We start from the raw sequence: 16949 nt of genomic DNA, 5'->3' as shown, positions 1-16949 counted from the left end.
ACGCATGCGCATGGGGTTCAAGGAGCATCTGCGGGCCGAAGTGGTGCCCGGTGAAGCGACGTACGTCATCTCCGAACGGGGCATCACCGCCTTCGACGACGCGCGGGTCGCGGTCGTCGCTCCGCTCCTCGACGGCACCAGGGACTTCCGGTCCCTCGTCGCCGACGCCTCTCCCCACTGCTCGCCACGGGACGTGGCCCTGGCGGTCGGCCGCCTCAACGAGGCCGACCTCCTGACCCGCGACCCGGTGCCCGCGAACCCCACGGCGGCGGCGGCCGCCGCCTACTGGGAACTGGCCGGCGCGCCGGGCCCGTTATCCCTCTCGGCCGTGCGGGTCCGGGCGGTCGGCGGCGCCGACTCCCGGTCCGCCGAACAGGCCTGCACCGCGTCCGGCCTGCTCCTCACGGACGGCACGGACGCCACGTACGACCGCGCAGGCACGGACGGCGGGCAGGGCGGGGACGGCATCGGCGGCCGTGTCCCCGCCCAGCTCACCCTCGTCGTCTGCGACAACTACCTCGACCCCGAGCTCGCCGAGGTCGACGCGGAGCACCGCGCGGCCGGCACGCCCTGGCTGCTCGCGAAACCGCACGGCACCACCCCCTGGATCGGCCCGCTGTTCCGGCCCGACGACGGCCCCTGCTGGCAGTGCCTGTCCCACCGGATCTCGGGCCACCGCGGCGCCGAGACCCATCTGAGCCGCGCGCTCGGCCGGCCGGTCGCTCATCCGCCGGCCGAGACGCCGGCGAGTCTCCTCCTCGGCAATCAGCTCGCCGTCGCCGAGTGTGTCAAGTGGCTGGGCGGGCACCGCCATCCCGGCCAGGACGGCGTCCTCACCTTCGACACCTTCAGCCTCACGACCCGGGTGCACGCGCTGCGGGCCCGCCCGCAGTGCCCGGGGTGCGGCGATCCGGGCCTGGTGACGCGCCGGGTCCTCTCCCCCGTCACCGTGGAATCCCGCCCCAAGGCCGATCTCACCGGCTCGGGCCACCGCTCCGCCACGGCCGAGCAGACCCTGCGGCGGTACGAGCACCTCATCAGCCCCATCACCGGCGTCGTCAAGGCCGTGCAGCGCGACACCCGCGGCCCCGCCGGCCTCAACTCCTTCCGCGCCGGGCACAACCACGCCCGGGGACCGCGCGGTCTGACCGGTCCCGCCTCCCAGCTGCGCAGCGAGAGCGGCGGCAAGGGCATGACCGAGCTCGACGCCCGGGTCGGCGCCCTGTGCGAGTCCCTGGAGCGGCACTCCGGGATGTACGAGGGCGACGAGCCGACCGTCCGGGCGAGCTTTCGCGAGGTCGCGGACCGGGCCGTCCACCCGGCCGCCTGCCAGCTGTACGACCCCCGCCAGGGCATGGAGCCCTTCGACGAGGACGCGCCCGTCGACTGGACGCCGGTCTGGAGCCTGACCCACGGCGAACACCGGCTGCTGCCCACCGCGCTGCTCTACTTCGACGCCCCGCGCCCGCCCGGCCTCGGCCACGTCCGGGCCGACTCGAACGGCAACGCCGCCGGCAGCAGCCGGGAGGACGCGATCGTCCAGGGCTTCCTGGAGCTGGTCGAGCGGGACGCGGTCGCCCTCTGGTGGTACAACCGCACCCGGCACCCCGCGGTCGACCTCGACGCCTTCGACGAGCCCTGGATCGACCGGATGCGGGCGCTGCACGCCTCGCTCGGCCGCGAGGTGTGGGTCCTCGACGTCACCGCCGACTTCGGCGTTCCGACCTTCGCCGCCGTCACCCGGCGCACCGACAAGCCCGCCGAGGACATCCTGTTCGGCTTCGGCGCCCACTTCGACCCGAAGGTCGCGCTGTGCCGCGCGCTCGCCGAGGCGAACCAGATGATGCCGTCCGTCGCCGAGGTCCGGGCCGACGGCACCGGCTACGGCTGCCAGGACGAGCGGCTGCTGAGCTGGTGGCGGACGGCCACCACCGCGGCCCACCCCTACCTGCTGCCGGACCCCGGGGCCCCGCTGCGCGGCCCCGCCGACTTCGCGTACGCACCGCGCGCCGACCTCCGCGACGACGTCGCCGCGATCGGCGCGGCGGTCCGCGAGCGCGGCATGGAACTGCTCGTCCTCGACCAGACCCGGCCCGACGTCGGGCTCCCGGTGGTCAAGGTGATCGTGCCCGGCATGCGCCACTTCTGGGACCGCTTCGCGCCCGGCCGGCTCTTCGACGTGCCCGTGAGCCTCGGCAGGCTGGCCGTACCGACTCCGTACGAGCAGCTGAACCCGGTCCCGCTGTTCCTCTGAGCCGCACCGGGCCCGGCTACTCGCCAGTACGTCCTGACGAACGAGTGAACCGTCGATGACGATCGAGGCGGCCGTGGAGCGGCCGCCTCGATCTTCGGACGAATCCAGCCGTCCCACCCCCGCGCGGCGATGAAAAATAGCCAGTACGCTCCATCCCCGTCGACAGAGTCGGCAGAGTCAACGCCAGTCCACGGGGGGTGGAACGAAGCTTGATCAGAATTCTGATCGCCGAGGACATGCGCATGCTGCGCCGTGCTCTGGTGGAACTGATTTCCCTGGAGCCCGACATCGAGGTCGTCGCCGAGCTGGAGACCGGCAGCGAGATCGTGGCGCGCGTCGAGGAACTGCAGCCGGACGTCGCGATCCTCGACATCGAGCTGCCCGGTGTCGACGGCATCGCGGCGGCCGAGGACCTGCACCGGCGGGGCGCCGCGGCCCGGGTGCTGATCCTCACCAGCCTGGGCAGGCCCGGAAACCTGCGCCGGGCCCTGGACGCGCAGGTGCACGGCTTCCTCCTGAAGGACGCGGAGCCCGGCCGGCTCGCCGAGGCGATCCGAGCCATCGCCAAGGGCGAGCGCGTCTTCGACCCGCAGCTCATGCTCGCCGCGCTCGGCGCCGCCGAGTCCCCGCTGACCCCGCGCGAGGCGGACGTCCTGCGGCTCGCGGCCGACGGCGACGACGTCGACGAGATCGCCGCCGCGCTGTACCTCTCGTCCGGCACCGTCCGGAACTACCTCACCGCGGTGGTCTACAAGCTGGGTGCCCGCAACCGCGTGGACGCCATCCGCATCGCCCAGACCTCCGGCTGGCTGTGAGCCCCCCGCACGGTCCGTGATCCGGGCCGGGACACGTCGTGGACTCGGACCGTGAATTCGTCACGGTCCGACCGGGAGCGGTTCACGCCCGACTCGTTCCGGCCTCACTGGTCCACCGTCACGGGGGCGTGCGACGGTGGAATCCACGACCAGGAGGAGGCATCGATTGAAGATCGACATGCTGGGTCCGTTCTCCGCTGCCCTCGCCGGCGTACCGATCGCCCCGAGCGCCGGGAAGCCCCGCCGCATCCTGGCGCTGCTCGCCCTCCACGCGGGCCAGGCCGTGCCGGTCTCCGCCGTCGTCGACGAGGTGTGGGGGGCGGAGGCCTCCCCCAAGGCGCACATGACGGTCCAGACGTACGTGCTCCAGCTCCGCACCCTCATCGGCCAGGCGCTCGACGACCCGCGCGCCGGCCGGGACGTCCTCGTGACGCGGCACGGGAGTTACGCGCTCCTCGCCGGCGAGGGCGCGGTGGACGTCCACGCCTACGACCGGCTGTGCGCCCAGGGGCAGTCGGCCTTCGAGACCGGTGACGACGCGACCGCCGCCGCCCGGCTCCGGGAGGCCCTCGCCCTCTGGAAGGGACGCGCGCTCGACGGCGTCCAGGGCGGCCCCGCCCTCGGCCTGGAGGCGATGCGCCTGGAGCAGAGCCGCACGGACGTGCTGGAGCGGTGCCTGACCGCCGAGTTGCGGCTCGGCGCCGGGGAGCGCCTGCTGCCCGAGCTGTCCGCGCTGGTCGAGGAGCACCCCCACCACGAGGCGCTGCACGGACTCCTGATGACCGCGCTGGCCCGCTCCGGCCGGGTGTCGGGAGCCCTCAGCGTGTACGAGACGGTGACGGCGCGCCTCGACGAGCGCTTCGGACTGCTCCCCTCACCCGACCTCCTGCGCCTCGGCCAGGAGCTCCGGGAGCTCGCCGGACAGGCCTCTCACCACGCCTGACGTACCGGCTCCACCGTCCCCCTAACGAGGCTGGACCGCCTGGGGGTCCCCTGGTCGGCATGAGCGTGCGCATCAAGCGCACTGCGCGGCCGGAAGGGGAACCCATGCGCGTCCTGTTCACCGCGCGGCAATCCGTCTCGCATCTGCTCGCGATGACGGCCGCCGCAGAGGCCTGCGCGGCCGCCGGTCACGAGGTCCGCACCGCCGGGCCGCCCGGCACCCCGCTCTCCTCGGCGCTGCGCGGCACGTCCTCGCCCGCACCCGGCTGGCACCCCGACCTGGTGGTGTCCGCCGAGGACGGCGCACCGGAGGACGGCGCCCGCGCGGCGTTCCCCGACGGGCGGGTCGTGCGATGGACGCCGCTCGACCACCGGAGCTCCGACGGACCGGCGCCGGTCCGCATCGACCCCTGCCCGCCGGGGCTGCGCGGCGGGCCCGGCCCCGGCACCGAGCCGGACGCCCTGTCCGTACGCCAGCCCACCTCCCACGCCGGACAGTTGCCGTACGAGCTGCGCGAGCCGCACCACCTGCTGCGGGTGTGTCTGCGTCCCGGCCCGGCCGGCTCGCCGGAGAGCTGGACGCCCGAGCGGCTGCTCCTCGTCGCCCGCGCCGCGCTCGGCCTCGACGTCGAGGTGATCGTCCTCCTCCCCACCGCCGAACGGGCCAGGGTGGTCGGCGCCCTGGGCTTCCTCGGCGGGCCCGGCTCCCCGCTCCGGTTCGCGGATCCGGACCTGCTCGGCCCGGTCCTGTCGACCTGTGTGGCCGTCGCCCACGAGGGCGGCCCCGACGTGACCCTGGAGGCCGCGGCCCACGGCGTCACGCAGCTGGTGCTCGCCGACAGCCGCCCGGCGGGCGACCGGCTGGACCGGATCGGCGCCGGGCGCCGGCTCGTGACCGCCGAGGCCCCCCGGGAGACCGGGAGTTCGCTGCGGCTGCGCCGCCATCTCGCCGACCTCCTCTACGGCGGCCGGGCCCTGGCGACCGCCCAGCGGCTGCGCTCGGCGATGGCCGCCCTGCCCTCGCCGGAGGCCTTCGCCGGAGGCCTGGAGGACCTCGCCGCCCGCTGAGCCCCCGGCCGGCGCCGGCGCCGTTGCCAGTGCCCGTGCCGCTGCCAGTGCCCGCGCCGTTGCCGTTGCCCGTTTCCGGAGCCGGACAGGCCCCGGAGGCCGCCCGGCCCACCCCGTACACCCGCCGTCGCACCCGACCGCGTACACCCGCAGTCCCGCCCGACCGCGCACACCTCGCGGGGCCGCCCGCCCCGCACACCGCCCTACCGCCTTACCGCCCACCCATCGTGAATCCGCCCGAGGGGTCCGCCCCTCCCCGCAGGAGGCCATCGCCATGACCGTCACCTCGACCCCGTTCCCGCTGCCGCCGCACACCGCGGACTCCACCGCCACGCCGGCCCGCCCCCTGCGGATCCTGAGCGGCAACCCCACCCCGGAGGAGGTCGCCGCCGTGACCGCCGCCCTGCTGGCGACGCTGCACCGCGAGCCGCCCCGCGCGGCGAGCGCCAGGACCGACCGCACGGCGCGCTGGAGCAGGTCGCACACCTCGCAGGCGGCCGGTTCCTGGCGCTCGGTGCCCCGGGGCCGCTGACCGCGCGGCCGGCCGGCCGCCTCCACGCGCGTACGCGCCGTACGGGATGCCCTCACATCCCGTGCGGCGCGTTCGGCGTGTACGGCACGGCCGGCGCGTACGGAGCCCCGGGGTGCCCATCGCTTCACGCCCTGGCGGCTTCGGCGTGCGCCCTGGCGTACCGGAGCAGGGTGGAGCTGTTCGTCCCGAGGGCGTGGCGCACCAGGGACCGGGCGTCGGCGAGCGTCGCGGCCTCGCCGAGGACCTGCCGGACGCCGGCCGGATCCAGGGTCACGGTGTGCCAGGAGGTGGCCGTGACCTCCTCCCCGTGCTGGACGACGGTCCAGCGCCCGGTGTGGCAGGCCATGAGCGTCGGCACCTTCAGCTGCTTGTGGACGAGCAGTCCGCGCTCGGGGAAGCTCACGCGGACGGCACGGGAGTTGTGGAGGGAGCCGTCGGGGCCGCGGGTGTCCATGTCGAGGACCTGGACGCCCCCTTCCTGCTCGGTCAGGCGGGTGACGGCGACGTGCGGCAGCCGCCCGGGCCACAGGTCGGCGCGGTCGAGGAACGCGTACACGTCGCGAGCGGAGCCCTGGATCCGCCCGCCGTCGCTGAAGGTGAAGGTCAGCTCGCCCCCGTCGCCGCCCGCGGCGGCGGCCTGCTCGGCGGTGGTGCGCAGGGCGTCGAGCTCCGTCGCACCGGTGGCCTCGACCGCCGCGGCCACCCGCTCGACGGTCCCGGGCTCGTCGTCCAGGACGGAGTAGTCGTGCAGCAGGACCACCCGGCAGCCGTCCGCCGGACCGGCCTCCACGCGCCATTCGCCGCCCATCGCGGCCAGCGGCGCCGTCGGGGCGTCCTGACGGAAGGCGATCGTGCGCGCGGTCCGGTCCAGGGTCCGCCGGGAGGCGCAGGAGCGGACCTCACGGTCGACGAAGGCCCAGCTGCGCAGGGCCTGTTCGGTGCCGTCGTCCCGGGTCACCTCGGCGTACACGGTGGACCCGAAGACCTGGGGCCACCGGGTCACGTCAGCCACCAGGGCGAAGACCGCCTCGGGCGGGGCCGCGACGGCCGTCTCGTGGCGGATGACGTGGACGGCCGGGCCGTCGGTGGTGGTCAAGGAGCTCTTCCTTCCGGGGACGAGGACTACGCGGCGCCCGCTCTCGCTGTCCATCTCTGGTCCTCTCGCTGCCGTGCGGAAGGGGCGGTGGCGCCCTCGGGGCCTCCGGGGCCTGCGGGCTCCACGGGGGCGGGGGCCCGGCGGCCGAGCCGATGTCCGCGGTCCCGCAGCTTCCCTGCCACGACAGCCAGTTGCCCGGCATCGAGCTGCGCACCCGCCCGTACCGGGGAGAGGGGCACCACAGCCGATCCGTTCCGGGTGACGGCCTGGTGGCGGCGGGCGATCAGGGAGAGGCCCTCCCCGGGGCCCGCCTCGACGAGGAGGAAGGGTCCGCCGCCGACGGGCCCGGCGCCGTCGAGGAGATGGGTGAGCGCCGCGTGGAAGAGGACGGTCCTGGCGGGCTGCATCGCCCAGAAGTCCGGGTCGCTCAGCTGCGGTTCGGCGAGCGGCCGCGCGGTGTAACCGGAGACCACGACGGTCCTCGGCGCCTTGAAGTCGATCCGCTCGTACGCGGGCCGGGTGCTCGCGCAGGCCGCCTCGACGGACGGGCTGTGGAAGCCGGTGGTGGCCTTGGCCCGCATCCAGGTCACCGACCCGGCGGTCAGGGCGTCGGTGACGGCGGTCAGCTGGGGCTCGGGTCCGGCGATCATCGTCTGCAGGGGCGCGTTGACCGCGCCGACGACGACCTGCGAGGTGAGCCAGGGGGTGAGCATCGCCGGACTGGCGGCCACCGAGGCCATCCCGCCGCGCGGGGCGGCGGCGAGCGCCCGTACGCGGGCGTCGAGCGCGGCCACCGCGTCGGGCAGCTTCATGATCCCGGCGAGAACGGCGGCCGCGTACTCGCCGGCGCTGTGCCCGACGAGCGCGGCGGGCCGGACGCCCCAGGAGAAGAGGAGGGCGCCGTAGGCGATGTCGAGGGCGAAGATCAGGGGCTGGGCGCGGGTGACGTCGTCGAGGTCGACGAGGGGCCGCTCGGCCAGCCAGTCGTCCCGCACCCGACGCCCCTCGGCCCCGAGGAGCTCCAGGACCTCGTCGACGACCCGGGTGAAGACGGCCTCGGTGCCGTAGAGGCCATGGCCCATGCCCGGGTACTGCGAGCCCTGCCCCGGCAGCATGAGGACGACGGGGGTGGGCGGCGGTGCGTCGATGGAGACCATCGCGGGAACCCTCTCCTTCTTCGCAGCGCTTCAGCGTCGACTGCTGTGGTGAAGAAGGTCGCGCGGGGCGATAGCGCAGCGCTGGAGGGATTCTGAAGCGGATCCGCCGGTTCCCGCCGAAGACCCCCACGAAAGGGCCCCCGACCAGGTCAAAAACCTGGCCGGGGGCCCTCCCTACGTGGGCCGACAGACGAGTCGGGCTGTACGCCGGGTTCTGTGCCCCGGGACCTCGCGGTCGTCGGGGCGACGGCCATCCATCTAGGACCGGCGTTGCCGCCGGCCTCCTGCGGTCTACCCGCGGACTCGGGCGAGCAGCCCTCGAACATCCGCGCAGGGACACCGGAGTGTCCCCTCTTGACCTTGCTCCGAGTGGGGTTTACCTAGCCGCCTGAGTCACCTCAGGCGCTGGTGGTCTCTTACACCACCGTTTCACCCTTACCGAGGACCGAGGTCCCCGGCGGTCTGTTTTCTGTGGCACTGTCCCGCGGGTCACCCCGGGTGGCCGTTAGCCACCACCCTGCTCTGTGGAGCCCGGACGTTCCTCGGGAAGATCCGAGGATCTCCACGCGGCCGCCCGCCCGGCTCGTCTGCCGTGCCGACCATGCTACCCGCCGTTTCAGAGGAAGTCGGCCGTCTCCAGTTCGAAGCCGAAGGGGTCGGGGAGGGGAAGGGGTTTGCCGAAGGGCACGGCGTGGAGTTCGCGGTAGTCGCCGCTTTCCGGGTCGGTGAAGAGCGTCACCGTGGACGTGTCCCGATCGACCAGCAGGTAGAGCGGGATGCCGCCCCGGGCGTAGCAGCGGCGCTTGGCCTCTCGATCGGCGTTCGGCCGGCTGGAGGTGACCTCCAGGACCATGGCCACGCCGTCGACGGGCATCCAGGAGTCGGCGCCCGCGAACAGATCGGAATCGGCCGGAGCGAACGTGAGGTCCGGGATGACGTGGTTCCTCGGCCGCTCCACGGCGCTCGGCGACTTCAGCCCCTTGTTGCCCGAGACGTCCATGTCGACGACGGACCGCCTGATCACCTGCCTGAGAACCCGGCTGATGTACTTCTCGTGGTCCCCGTCCGGCGGCGGTGTCACGACGATCTCCCCCTCGATCAACTCCGCGCGGAAGCCCTCCGGCGTGTCCAGCGCCAGGAAGCCCTCCAGCAGGACGTCCGCCTGCGTGAGCGATTCATGCGGCATGGCAGTCATGCCGTCAGGCTCGGACATCAAGGCACCTGCCGTCCGTCGGATCGGGGTCGTTCCCTCGATCGTGGCACATGATCCACGAACCGCTCCGGAGCGCGCTTGACCTTGTCGCAGCGTCAGGGTTTCTACTGGGGCCATGCGTATCGGCGAGATCGCCGCGCTCGTGGGGGTCACCCCGCGGGCCGTGCGGCACTACCACCAGTCCGGGCTGCTGCCCGAGCCCGCGCGGCGGGCCAACGGGTACCGGGAGTACGGGATCCGGGACGCCGTGCTGCTCGCGCGGATCCGGCGGCTGACCGAGCTGGGGCTCGGGCTCGACGAGGTGCGGGGCGTGCTCGCGGACGACGAGGGGAGGGGGCTCGTGGAGGTGCTGCGGGAGCTGGAGGAGGACCTCGCCCGGCAGGAGGCCGTCATCCGGGAGCGGCGGGAGCGGCTCAATGCGCTGCTGGACCGGGCGCGGGGCGGGCTGCTGCCGGCCGAGGGGCCCGTGTCGGAGGAGCTCGGCGAGCTCCTGGCGGGGCTCGGCCCGGCGCCCGACTCGCCGATGGCGGCGAAGGACCGCGAGATCCTCGCGCTGCTCGACACCGTCGTCCCGGAGGAGGAGCGGGCCCGGCTGATGGGGCTGCTGCACGGGACGGCGGAGTACGCGCACGAGGTGTACGCGCGGTTCGACGCCCTCGCCGGGGCGGAGCCGGACGATCCGCGGGTGGCCGAGGCCGCCGGGGTGCTTGCCGCCTGTCTGCCCGACGAGGTGGGCGGGGAGCTGCCCGCCGAGGGGACGAACCGGCTCGCGGACGCCTTCTTCGGCGACCTCGCGCCCGCCCAGTCCGCTGCCGTCCGCCTCGCGATGCGGCTCGTACAGGAACGGCAGCGGCAGCGGCAGGAGGAGGACCGGTGAACGGCTCCGACGACCGGCTCCGTCCCGTCCTGCGCGTCCTGCGGCTCGTGGCGTACGCGGCGCTGCCCGCCGAGGTCGTCCTCGCGGTCTGCCTCGTCGCCGGGGTGCGGATACCTGGAGCCGTCCTCGCCGTCACCGAGGTGGTGACCCTCACCCTCCTGACGGTCACCGGGCTCGTCTTCCTCGGCTTGCGCCGGCGCGGGCTCTCCGCCCGGGAGGCCGTCGCCGAGCTCGTCCCCGAGGCCGTGCTGCGGCTCGTCGGGCACGAGCTGCGGCTGATGACGAGCCTGGTGCGGTGGGTCGCGCGGCGGCCGCACGGGGTCGCCGGCGCGGACGGGGTCTTCCCGCACGCCCGTGACCAGGCCGCGCTCATGTACGGCTTCGCCTTCGTCTGCCTCGTCGAGACCGTCGGCGTGTCGTACCTGCTCGCCGGCTGGCCCGTCGTCCACGCGATCGTCTTCGTCCTCGACGTCTACACCGTGCTCTTCGTCCTCGGCCTGCACGCGGCCTCCGTGACCCGCCCGCACGTCCTGACCGGTGACGTCCTGCGCCTGCGGCAGGCGGCCCACGTCGACGTCCGCGTACCGCTCGGCCTGATCGCGTCCGTCCGCCGCGAGTCGCTGTTCTCGCACGAGAAGACCGAGGGCGAGCTGAACCTCGCGGTCGGCTCGCAGACCTCCCTGACGATCGAGCTGACCGAGCCGGTCGACGCGCCCCGGCTGCTCGGCGGGCCCCGGCCCGTACGGATCGTCCGCGTCCACGCCGACGACCCGAAGGCGCTGGCCGACGCCTTGGCCGACGCGCTCACGCGGGCGCGAACAGCACCTTCGCCGAGCCCGGGTCCGCCTCCGCGAGCCTGACCCGCAGCCACTCCCCCAGCGGCAGGTGGGAGGTGCCGCCGACGATCCGGGCGACGACCGCCGGGTCCTCCAGGTGGACGGTGCCCACGGCCGGTTCGCGTTCCTTCACGTCGATCACGTACGCGTCGAAGACCTCGCCGACCCGCTCCTTCAGGAGCGCCGCCTCGACGATGTCGACGCTCTCGCGCTCGACGGTGTTGGCGCGGCGCGTGCCCGCCGCCATCTCGTCGGGGAGGAGGGGGAGCGCGGCCCGGACCCACTCGGGCGGTTCGTTCCCGGCTACCGCCGCCACGCACAGCTCGCCCGCGTACCGGTCGACGAGCCGGCGCAGCGGCGCGGTGCAGTGGGTGTACTCGTCGGCGACGGCGGCGTGCACGGCCGGGGTGGGGACGTGGCCGTCGGTGAAGACCGTGTAGCCGGCGCCGCGCAGGAGGGTGGTGCACTCCTGGAGGAAGGCGGCGTGGCGCGGGTTCTCGGGGTCGGCGGAGCGGACGACGTCCGCGTACGAGACGTGGTGCGGCCAGTCGACGCCGAGGGCCCGCGCGGAGCGGCGCAGCCGGGCGACCGCACCGTCGGGGGCCGTGGGCAGGGTGCGGAGGATGCCGGTGCCGGCGGCGGTCATGAGGTCGGCGGCGGCCATGCCGGTGAGCAGCGAGATCTGGGCGTTCCAGCCGTCGGCGGGGAGCGGCGCCCGGTAGGCGAGGGAGTACGTGTGGTCGCTCTCGACGATCTCCTGCTCGGGGACGCTGAGGGAGATCCCGCCGCGCTCCGCTTCGAGGGCCTCGCGGAGCCGTCCGATCTCGCGGAGGAGCGCGAGGGGCTCCTCGGCCGTGCCGGCGTCGATCTGCCGCTGCACGCCCGCGTAGTCGAGCTTGGCGCGGCTGCGGACGAGGGCGCGCCGGACGTCGGTGGCGACCCTGCGGCCCTCGGCGTCGAGGTCGATGCGCCAGAGGAGCGCGGGGCGGGGTTCGCCGGGGAGGAGGCTGGCGGCGCCCTCGGAGAGGACGGTGGGGTGGAGGGGGACCTTGCCGTCGGGGAAGTAGAGGGTGAGGACCCGCCGGTGGGCCTCGGCGTCGAGCGCGGAGCCGGGTGCGACGAAGGCGGCGACGTCGGCGATGGCGTAGTGGACGCGGTAGCCGCCGTCGGCCCGCCGGGCCAGGTGCATGGCCTGGTCGAGGTCGGTGGAGGTGGGCGGGTCGATCGTGAGGAACGGCAGGTCGGTGGCGTCGTACGCGGGAAGCCTGGGGTTCTTCGCGGCGGCCTCGGCCTCGGCGAGGACCGCGGGCGGGAAGGCCGCGGGGATCGCGAGCTCGGTACGGAGTGCGCGCAGGGCGGCCCGCAGCGGAGCCTCGGCTGCGCCGGTCACGTGGATGTGGCGGCGGGGCATGGACCGAGCGTATGGCGAGGGGTGGGGTGCGGCACCTCGTAGGCTGGACCGCACCCCCACCCCGTACGGACGAAGGAGAACCACCGTGCTCGTGCTGTTGCCGCCCTCCGAAGGCAAGGCCTCCTCGGGGCGCGGGGCGCCGCTCAAGCCGGAGTCGCTGTCCCTGCCGGGGCTCGCGGAGGCGCGGGCCGCGGTTCTGGAGGAGCTGGTCGAGCTGTGCGCCGCCGACGAGGGGAAGGCGCGTGAGGTCCTCGGGCTGAGCGAGGGGCTGCGCGGCGAGGTCGCGAAGAACGTCGAGCTCCGGACGGCGGGCGCGCGCCCGGCGGGCGAGGTCTACACGGGTGTCCTGTACGACGCGCTGGGTCTGGCGACGCTGGACGCCGCGGCCCGGAAGCGCGCGGGGCGGTCCCTGCTCGTCTTCTCGGGGCTGTGGGGCGCGGTGAAGGTGACGGACCGGATTCCGTCGTACCGCTGCTCGATGGGGGTCAAGCTGCCGGGGCTCGGCGCTCTGGGCGCGCACTGGCGGGGCGCGATGGCGTCGGTGCTGCCGGAGGCGGCCGGGGACGGCCTGGTCCTGGACCTGCGCTCGTCGGCGTACGCGTCGGCGTGGAAGCCGAAGGGCGAGGTGGCGGCGCGGACGGCGACCGTGCGGGTGCTGCACGCCCCGACCCGGAAGGTGGTCAGCCACTTCAACAAGGCGACGAAGGGCCGGATCGTCCGGAGCCTCCTGGAGGCGGGTGCGGAGCCCGCGTCGCCGGCGGAGCTGACGGCGGCCCTGCGGGATCTGGGGTACGTGGTGGAGGAAGGCGGCAAGGCGGGGGCGCTGGACGTCCTGGTGGACGAGATCCACTAACCTGTTGCGCCCTGCGCAACGCTCGTTGCGCCTTACGCTCGCCCTGGGCACGATGAGGCCCATGACGAGCGTGCTCGACCTTGCCCCCGGACCCGCCCTCCCCGTCATCCCCGTGGTGGTGATCGAGGAGGCGGCCGACGCCGTCCCGATGGCCCGCGCCCTCGTCGCCGGCGGCCTCCCGCTGATCGAGGTCACCCTCCGCACCCCGGCGGCGCTCGACGCCGTCAGGGCGATCGCGGCCGAGGTGCCGGAGGCGGTCGTCGGCGCGGGCACGGTCGTCTCCGCAGCCGGCGTCGCGGACGCGGTCGGCGCCGGGGCCCGGTTCCTGGTGAGCCCGGGATGGACCGAGCGGCTCCTCGGCGCGATGCGGGATTCGGGCGTGCCCTTCCTGCCGGGCGTCTCGACGGCCTCGGAGGTGGTGGCCCTGGTCGAGCGCGGGGTGCGGGACATGAAGTTCTTCCCGGCGGAGGCGGCGGGCGGGGTCCCGTACCTGAAGTCCCTGGCGGGCCCGCTCCCGCAGGCCCGCTTCTGCCCGACGGGCGGCGTCACCCTCGCATCCGCCCCCGCCTACCTGTCCCTCCCGAACGTCGGCTGCGTCGGCGGTACGTGGATGCTGCCGCCCGACGCCCTCGCAGCCCACGACTGGCCCCGCGTCGAGGCCCTCGCCCGCGGCGCGGCGGCGCTCCGGGCCCCCGCCGGGACGCCCGTGGCCCGGTGAGACCGGTGAGACCGGTGAACCGGCTTCAGCGCAGGTGCGAGGTGTCGTTGAGGAGGCGTACGGACGCGTTGCCGTCGGCGTAGTACGCCACCGCCGAGATCGAGGCCGCCGAGAGCTCCATCCGGAACAGCGACTCCGGCGGGGCACCGAGTGCGAGCCGGACCAGGGTCTTGATCGGGGTGACGTGGGTGACGAGGAGGACGGTGCGGCCCGCGTGGGCGGCGGTCAGCCGGTCCCGGGTGGCGGCGACGCGCCGGGCGACGGCCGCGAAGCTCTCGCCCCCGCCGGTCGGCGCGGCCTTCGGGGAGGCCAGCCAGGCGTCGAGGTCGTCCGGGTACCGCTCGCGGACCTCGCCGAAGGTCAGGCCCTCCCAGGCCCCGAAGTCGGTCTCGCGCAGCCCGCGCTCGACCCGGACGTCGAGCCCGAGGCGGGCGGCGACGGCGGCCGCGGTCTGACGGCAGCGGGTGAGGGGCGAGCTGACGATCTCCTGGATCGTGCCGCGCGCGGCGAGCGCGGCGGCGACGGCCTCTGCCTGGCGCAGCCCGGCCGCCGACAGCTCGGGGTCGGTGCCGCCGCTGCCCGAGAACCGCTTCTCGGGCGTGAGGGCGGTCTCGCCGTGCCGCAGCAGGACGAAGGTCGCGGGCGCCCCCATGTCGGGCCCGGTCCAGCCCTGGGGCGGGGCGGTGGAAGCCGGAGCGGTGGAAGCCGGAGCGATGGAAGCCGGGGCGGTGGAAGCCGGAGCGGCCGGCGCGTGGGCGCGCGCGGCCCGGCCCGTCGGGGCCGACGCGCCCGCCTCCGCCTCGAAGTCCCCCGAGGCAGCGGCGGCCTCGGCCGCGGCGAACAGGCCCTCGTCCTGACCGGCGTCCGCGTCCGCGGTCGCCGTGCGTGCGGCGGCCTCCGGCCAGGCGCCGGTGCCGGAGCCCGCGCCGGGTCCCGTACCCGCAGCCGTACCCCGCTCCGCAGCCGCACCCGCACCCGCACCCGCACCCGCACCCGCACCGTCCGACCGGGCGGAGCCGTCGGGCGTTCCCGCGGCCGTCGCCAGGGCCGCGCGCGCCTTGGCCGCGCCCGCGGTGGCGTCGCCGGGCGGGCCCGACGGCGGCAGGGCCGCGGCGTTGCGCGCGGCGACCGCGTCCAGCGCGGCCGTCGAGCCGGACGGCTCCCACTGGCGGCCCTGTTTGCCCGCGTCCATCGCCTCGTTGGCGAGCCGGTCCGCGTGCTTGTTCAGCTCGCGCGGGATCCACTCGTAGCGGACCCGGCCCGCCGGGAAGACCCGCCCCGCCTCGGCCGCCAGCGGCTTCATGTCCGGGTGCTTGATCTTCCAGCGGCCGGACATCTGCTCGACGACCAGCTTGGAGTCCATGCGGACGTGGACGGTGGCATCGGGGAAGAGCGCCAGGGCCGCCCTGAGGCCGGCGACCAGGCCCTTGTACTCGGCGACGTTGTTCGTCGCCACGCCGATGTACTCGGCCGCCTCCGCGAGCGTCTCGCCCGTCACGGGGTCCAGGACCACGGCCCCGTAACCGGCCGGCCCCGGGTTGCCCCGGGAGCCTCCGTCCGCCTCGACGATCAGCTCACGCGAAGACGTCATTACAGACCGGACTCCGAGGTGCGGACCAGAATCCGGCTGCAGTTCTCGCAGCGGACGACCTTGTCGGGCGCGGAGGCGCGGATCTCGTTCACCTCGGTGACGTCGAGCTCCAGGCGGCAGCCCTCGCAGCGGCGCTGGTGCAGCCGGGCCGCGCCGATGCCGCCCTGCTTCTCGCGCAGACGGTCGTACAGCTTGAGCAGGTCGTCCGGGACCGAGCCCGCGATGAGCTCGCGCTCCTTGGTGACGGAGGCGGCCTCGGCGTCCAGCTCGCCCTGGGCGGCGTCGCGCCGGGCGGTGGCGTCGTCGGCCTTGGCCTGGACGGCCGAGACCCGGCCGGTCAGCTCGGAGACGCGCTCCTGGGCGGACTCGCGGCGCTCCATGACCTCCAGGACGATCTCCTCGAGGTCGCCCTGGCGCTTGGCGAGGGAGACGATCTCGCGCTGGAGGTTCTCCAGGTCCTTCGGGGAGGACACGGCGCCGGAGTCGAGCCGCTGCTGGTCGCGCGCGGCGCGCTGGCGGACCTGGTCGACGTCCTGCTCGGCCTTGGTCTGCTCGCGGCCGCAGTCGCTCTCCTCGGTCTGCGCGGCGACGAGCAGGTCGCGCAGCTGCGTGAGGTCCTTGGTCAGCGACTCGATCTCGGCGTGCTCGGGGAGCGACTTCCGCTTGTGGGCGAGCTGCTGGAGTCGTACGTCCAGGGCCTGGACGTCGAGGAGGCGGATCTGGTCGGCGGGCGCGGCGTTCAGTTGGGGGCTCCAGGGGAGGTGTGGTGGAAGGACCAGGGGTCGGTGACCGTCTTCGAGACGTGGACGCGGAGGTCCCAGCCGTGGCGGTCGGAAATCTCGTCGAGCTGGGCGGCGGCCTGCTCGCACCAGGGCCATTCGGTGGCCCAGTGGGCGGCGTCGACCAGGCCCAGCGGCCCGGACGACCGGGTCGCGTGCTGGGTGGCCTCGGAGACCGGGTGGTGGCGCAGGTCCGCGGTGAGGAAGGCGTCCACGCCCGCGGCCCGTACGGCGTCGAAGAGGCTGTCGCCGGAGCCACCGCTGACGGCGACACGGCGCAGGATCATGTCGGGGTCGCCGGCGACCCGGATGCCCTGCGCGGTGGCGGGCAGCCGCTTCGCGGCGCGGGCCGCGAACTCGGCGAGGGTCTCGGGGTGGTCGAGCTCGCAGATCCGGCCGAGGTTGTTCTCGGGCACGAGGGGGCCGGTGACCCGGAGGCCGAGCGCGCCGGCGAGGGCGTCGGAGACGCCCGGGTCGGCGGTGTCGGCGTTGGTGTGCGCGACGTGGAGGGCGATGTCGTGCTTGATGAGCTCGTGCACGACGCGGCCCTTGAAGTGGCCGGCCGCTACCGTCGTCGTACCCCGCAGGTAGAGCGGGTGGTGGGTGACGAGCAGGTCGGCGCCGAGGGCGATCGCCTCGTCGGCGATCTCCTGGACGGGGTCGACGGCGAAGAGGACGCGTGCGACCTCCGCGTCGGGGTCGCCGCAGACGGTCCCGACGGCGTCCCACGACTCGGCCCGCTCTGGCGGCCAGAGGGCGTCGAGCGCGGCGATGACTTCAGACAGACGGGGCACGAAGGAAAGGCTA

Annotated in this window: 16 protein-coding genes and 1 other RNA gene; 9 read left to right on the top strand and 8 right to left on the bottom strand. The window is 74.7% G+C overall.

The window, feature by feature from the left end:
- The first annotated feature begins 4 nt into the window (after window positions 1–4).
- The 5 genes from IE124_RS03520 to IE124_RS03500 all read left to right on the top strand — a co-directional run bounded on the left by IE124_RS03520 (window position 5) and on the right by IE124_RS03500 (window position 5611).
- Window positions 5–2254 carry a TOMM precursor leader peptide-binding protein gene (locus tag IE124_RS03520; RefSeq protein WP_189504611.1) on the top strand — a complete coding sequence of 750 codons (2250 nt, stop codon included), beginning with the start codon at window positions 5–7 and terminating at the stop codon, window positions 2252–2254.
- A 209-nt stretch (window positions 2255–2463) separates the two neighbouring features.
- Window positions 2464–3069: a response regulator transcription factor gene (locus tag IE124_RS03515; protein ID WP_189504609.1), complete on the top strand. Its 606-nt coding sequence runs from the start codon at window positions 2464–2466 to the stop codon at window positions 3067–3069.
- Window positions 3070–3235: 166 nt separating this feature from the next.
- A complete protein-coding gene (locus IE124_RS03510; protein ID WP_189504607.1) occupies window positions 3236–4012 on the top strand; it encodes an AfsR/SARP family transcriptional regulator in 777 nt (258 codons plus the stop codon).
- A 104-nt stretch (window positions 4013–4116) separates the two neighbouring features.
- Window positions 4117–5079, top strand: coding sequence for a nucleotide disphospho-sugar-binding domain-containing protein (locus tag IE124_RS03505; protein WP_189504605.1), 963 nt, complete (start codon window positions 4117–4119; stop codon window positions 5077–5079).
- A gap of 274 nt (window positions 5080–5353) precedes the next feature.
- On the top strand, window positions 5354–5611 hold the full coding sequence (locus IE124_RS03500) for an acyl-CoA carboxylase epsilon subunit (protein WP_189504604.1): 258 nt from the start codon (window positions 5354–5356) through the stop codon (window positions 5609–5611).
- 124 nt (window positions 5612–5735) lie between these two features.
- On the opposite strand, the gene IE124_RS03495 is transcribed toward IE124_RS03500, so the two are convergent.
- From IE124_RS03495 to IE124_RS03480, 4 genes are all read right to left on the bottom strand, one after another.
- Window positions 5736–6707 (bottom strand): aromatase/cyclase, encoded by a 972-nt coding sequence (locus IE124_RS03495; RefSeq protein WP_229832076.1) that lies wholly within the window; start codon window positions 6705–6707, stop codon window positions 5736–5738.
- 26 nt (window positions 6708–6733) lie between these two features.
- Window positions 6734–7864: an acyltransferase domain-containing protein gene (locus tag IE124_RS03490; protein ID WP_189504599.1), complete on the bottom strand. Its 1131-nt coding sequence runs from the start codon at window positions 7862–7864 to the stop codon at window positions 6734–6736.
- Between the two features lie 187 nt (window positions 7865–8051).
- Window positions 8052–8450: RNase P RNA component class A (gene rnpB / locus IE124_RS03485), an RNA gene on the bottom strand.
- A 30-nt stretch (window positions 8451–8480) separates the two neighbouring features.
- The gene (locus IE124_RS03480) at window positions 8481–9059 is read right to left on the bottom strand and encodes a Uma2 family endonuclease (RefSeq protein WP_189504597.1); all 579 of its coding nucleotides are present in this window, start codon (window positions 9057–9059) and stop codon (window positions 8481–8483) included.
- Between the two features lie 133 nt (window positions 9060–9192).
- Between IE124_RS03480 and IE124_RS03475 the strand changes: the two genes are divergently transcribed.
- Both IE124_RS03475 and IE124_RS03470 read left to right on the top strand, forming a co-directional pair.
- On the top strand, window positions 9193–9954 hold the full coding sequence (locus IE124_RS03475) for a MerR family transcriptional regulator (protein WP_189504594.1): 762 nt from the start codon (window positions 9193–9195) through the stop codon (window positions 9952–9954).
- Window positions 9951–10814, top strand: coding sequence for a hypothetical protein (locus IE124_RS03470; RefSeq protein WP_189504592.1), 864 nt, complete (start codon window positions 9951–9953; stop codon window positions 10812–10814). Before IE124_RS03475 ends, IE124_RS03470 begins: the two co-directional genes overlap by 4 nt.
- Here IE124_RS03470 and IE124_RS03465 read toward each other — a convergent pair.
- Window positions 10759–12201 carry an RNB domain-containing ribonuclease gene (locus tag IE124_RS03465; RefSeq protein ID WP_189504590.1) on the bottom strand — a complete coding sequence of 481 codons (1443 nt, stop codon included), beginning with the start codon at window positions 12199–12201 and terminating at the stop codon, window positions 10759–10761. The two genes, IE124_RS03470 and IE124_RS03465, sit on opposite strands and share 56 nt — an antisense overlap.
- Before the next feature lie 85 nt (window positions 12202–12286).
- On the opposite strand from IE124_RS03465, the gene yaaA reads away from it, so the two are divergent.
- Together yaaA and eda are read left to right on the top strand one after the other, a co-directional pair.
- The gene (gene yaaA / locus IE124_RS03460) at window positions 12287–13054 is read left to right on the top strand and encodes a peroxide stress protein YaaA (RefSeq protein WP_189504588.1); all 768 of its coding nucleotides are present in this window, start codon (window positions 12287–12289) and stop codon (window positions 13052–13054) included.
- Window positions 13055–13115: 61 nt separating this feature from the next.
- Window positions 13116–13772, top strand: coding sequence for a bifunctional 4-hydroxy-2-oxoglutarate aldolase/2-dehydro-3-deoxy-phosphogluconate aldolase (gene eda / locus IE124_RS03455; RefSeq protein ID WP_189504587.1), 657 nt, complete (start codon window positions 13116–13118; stop codon window positions 13770–13772).
- 25 nt (window positions 13773–13797) lie between these two features.
- Here eda and IE124_RS03450 read toward each other — a convergent pair whose 3' ends face one another.
- The 3 genes from IE124_RS03450 to IE124_RS03440 are packed head-to-tail and all read right to left on the bottom strand — an operon-like array spanning window position 13798 to window position 16936.
- Window positions 13798–15363 carry a bifunctional RNase H/acid phosphatase gene (locus IE124_RS03450; protein ID WP_189504585.1) on the bottom strand — a complete coding sequence of 522 codons (1566 nt, stop codon included), beginning with the start codon at window positions 15361–15363 and terminating at the stop codon, window positions 13798–13800.
- Window positions 15363–16106: a zinc ribbon domain-containing protein gene (locus IE124_RS03445; RefSeq protein ID WP_189504793.1), complete on the bottom strand. Its 744-nt coding sequence runs from the start codon at window positions 16104–16106 to the stop codon at window positions 15363–15365. Before IE124_RS03445 ends, IE124_RS03450 begins: the two co-directional genes overlap by 1 nt.
- On the bottom strand, window positions 16103–16936 hold the full coding sequence (locus tag IE124_RS03440; protein ID WP_189504583.1) for a Nif3-like dinuclear metal center hexameric protein: 834 nt from the start codon (window positions 16934–16936) through the stop codon (window positions 16103–16105). Before IE124_RS03440 ends, IE124_RS03445 begins: the two co-directional genes overlap by 4 nt.
- Window positions 16937–16949 lie beyond the last annotated feature (13 nt).

The organism is Streptomyces narbonensis, from assembly GCF_014649015.1.
GTDB lineage: Bacteria > Actinomycetota > Actinomycetes > Streptomycetales > Streptomycetaceae > Streptomyces > Streptomyces narbonensis.
This window is presented reverse-complemented; position numbering and strand designations above follow the sequence as displayed.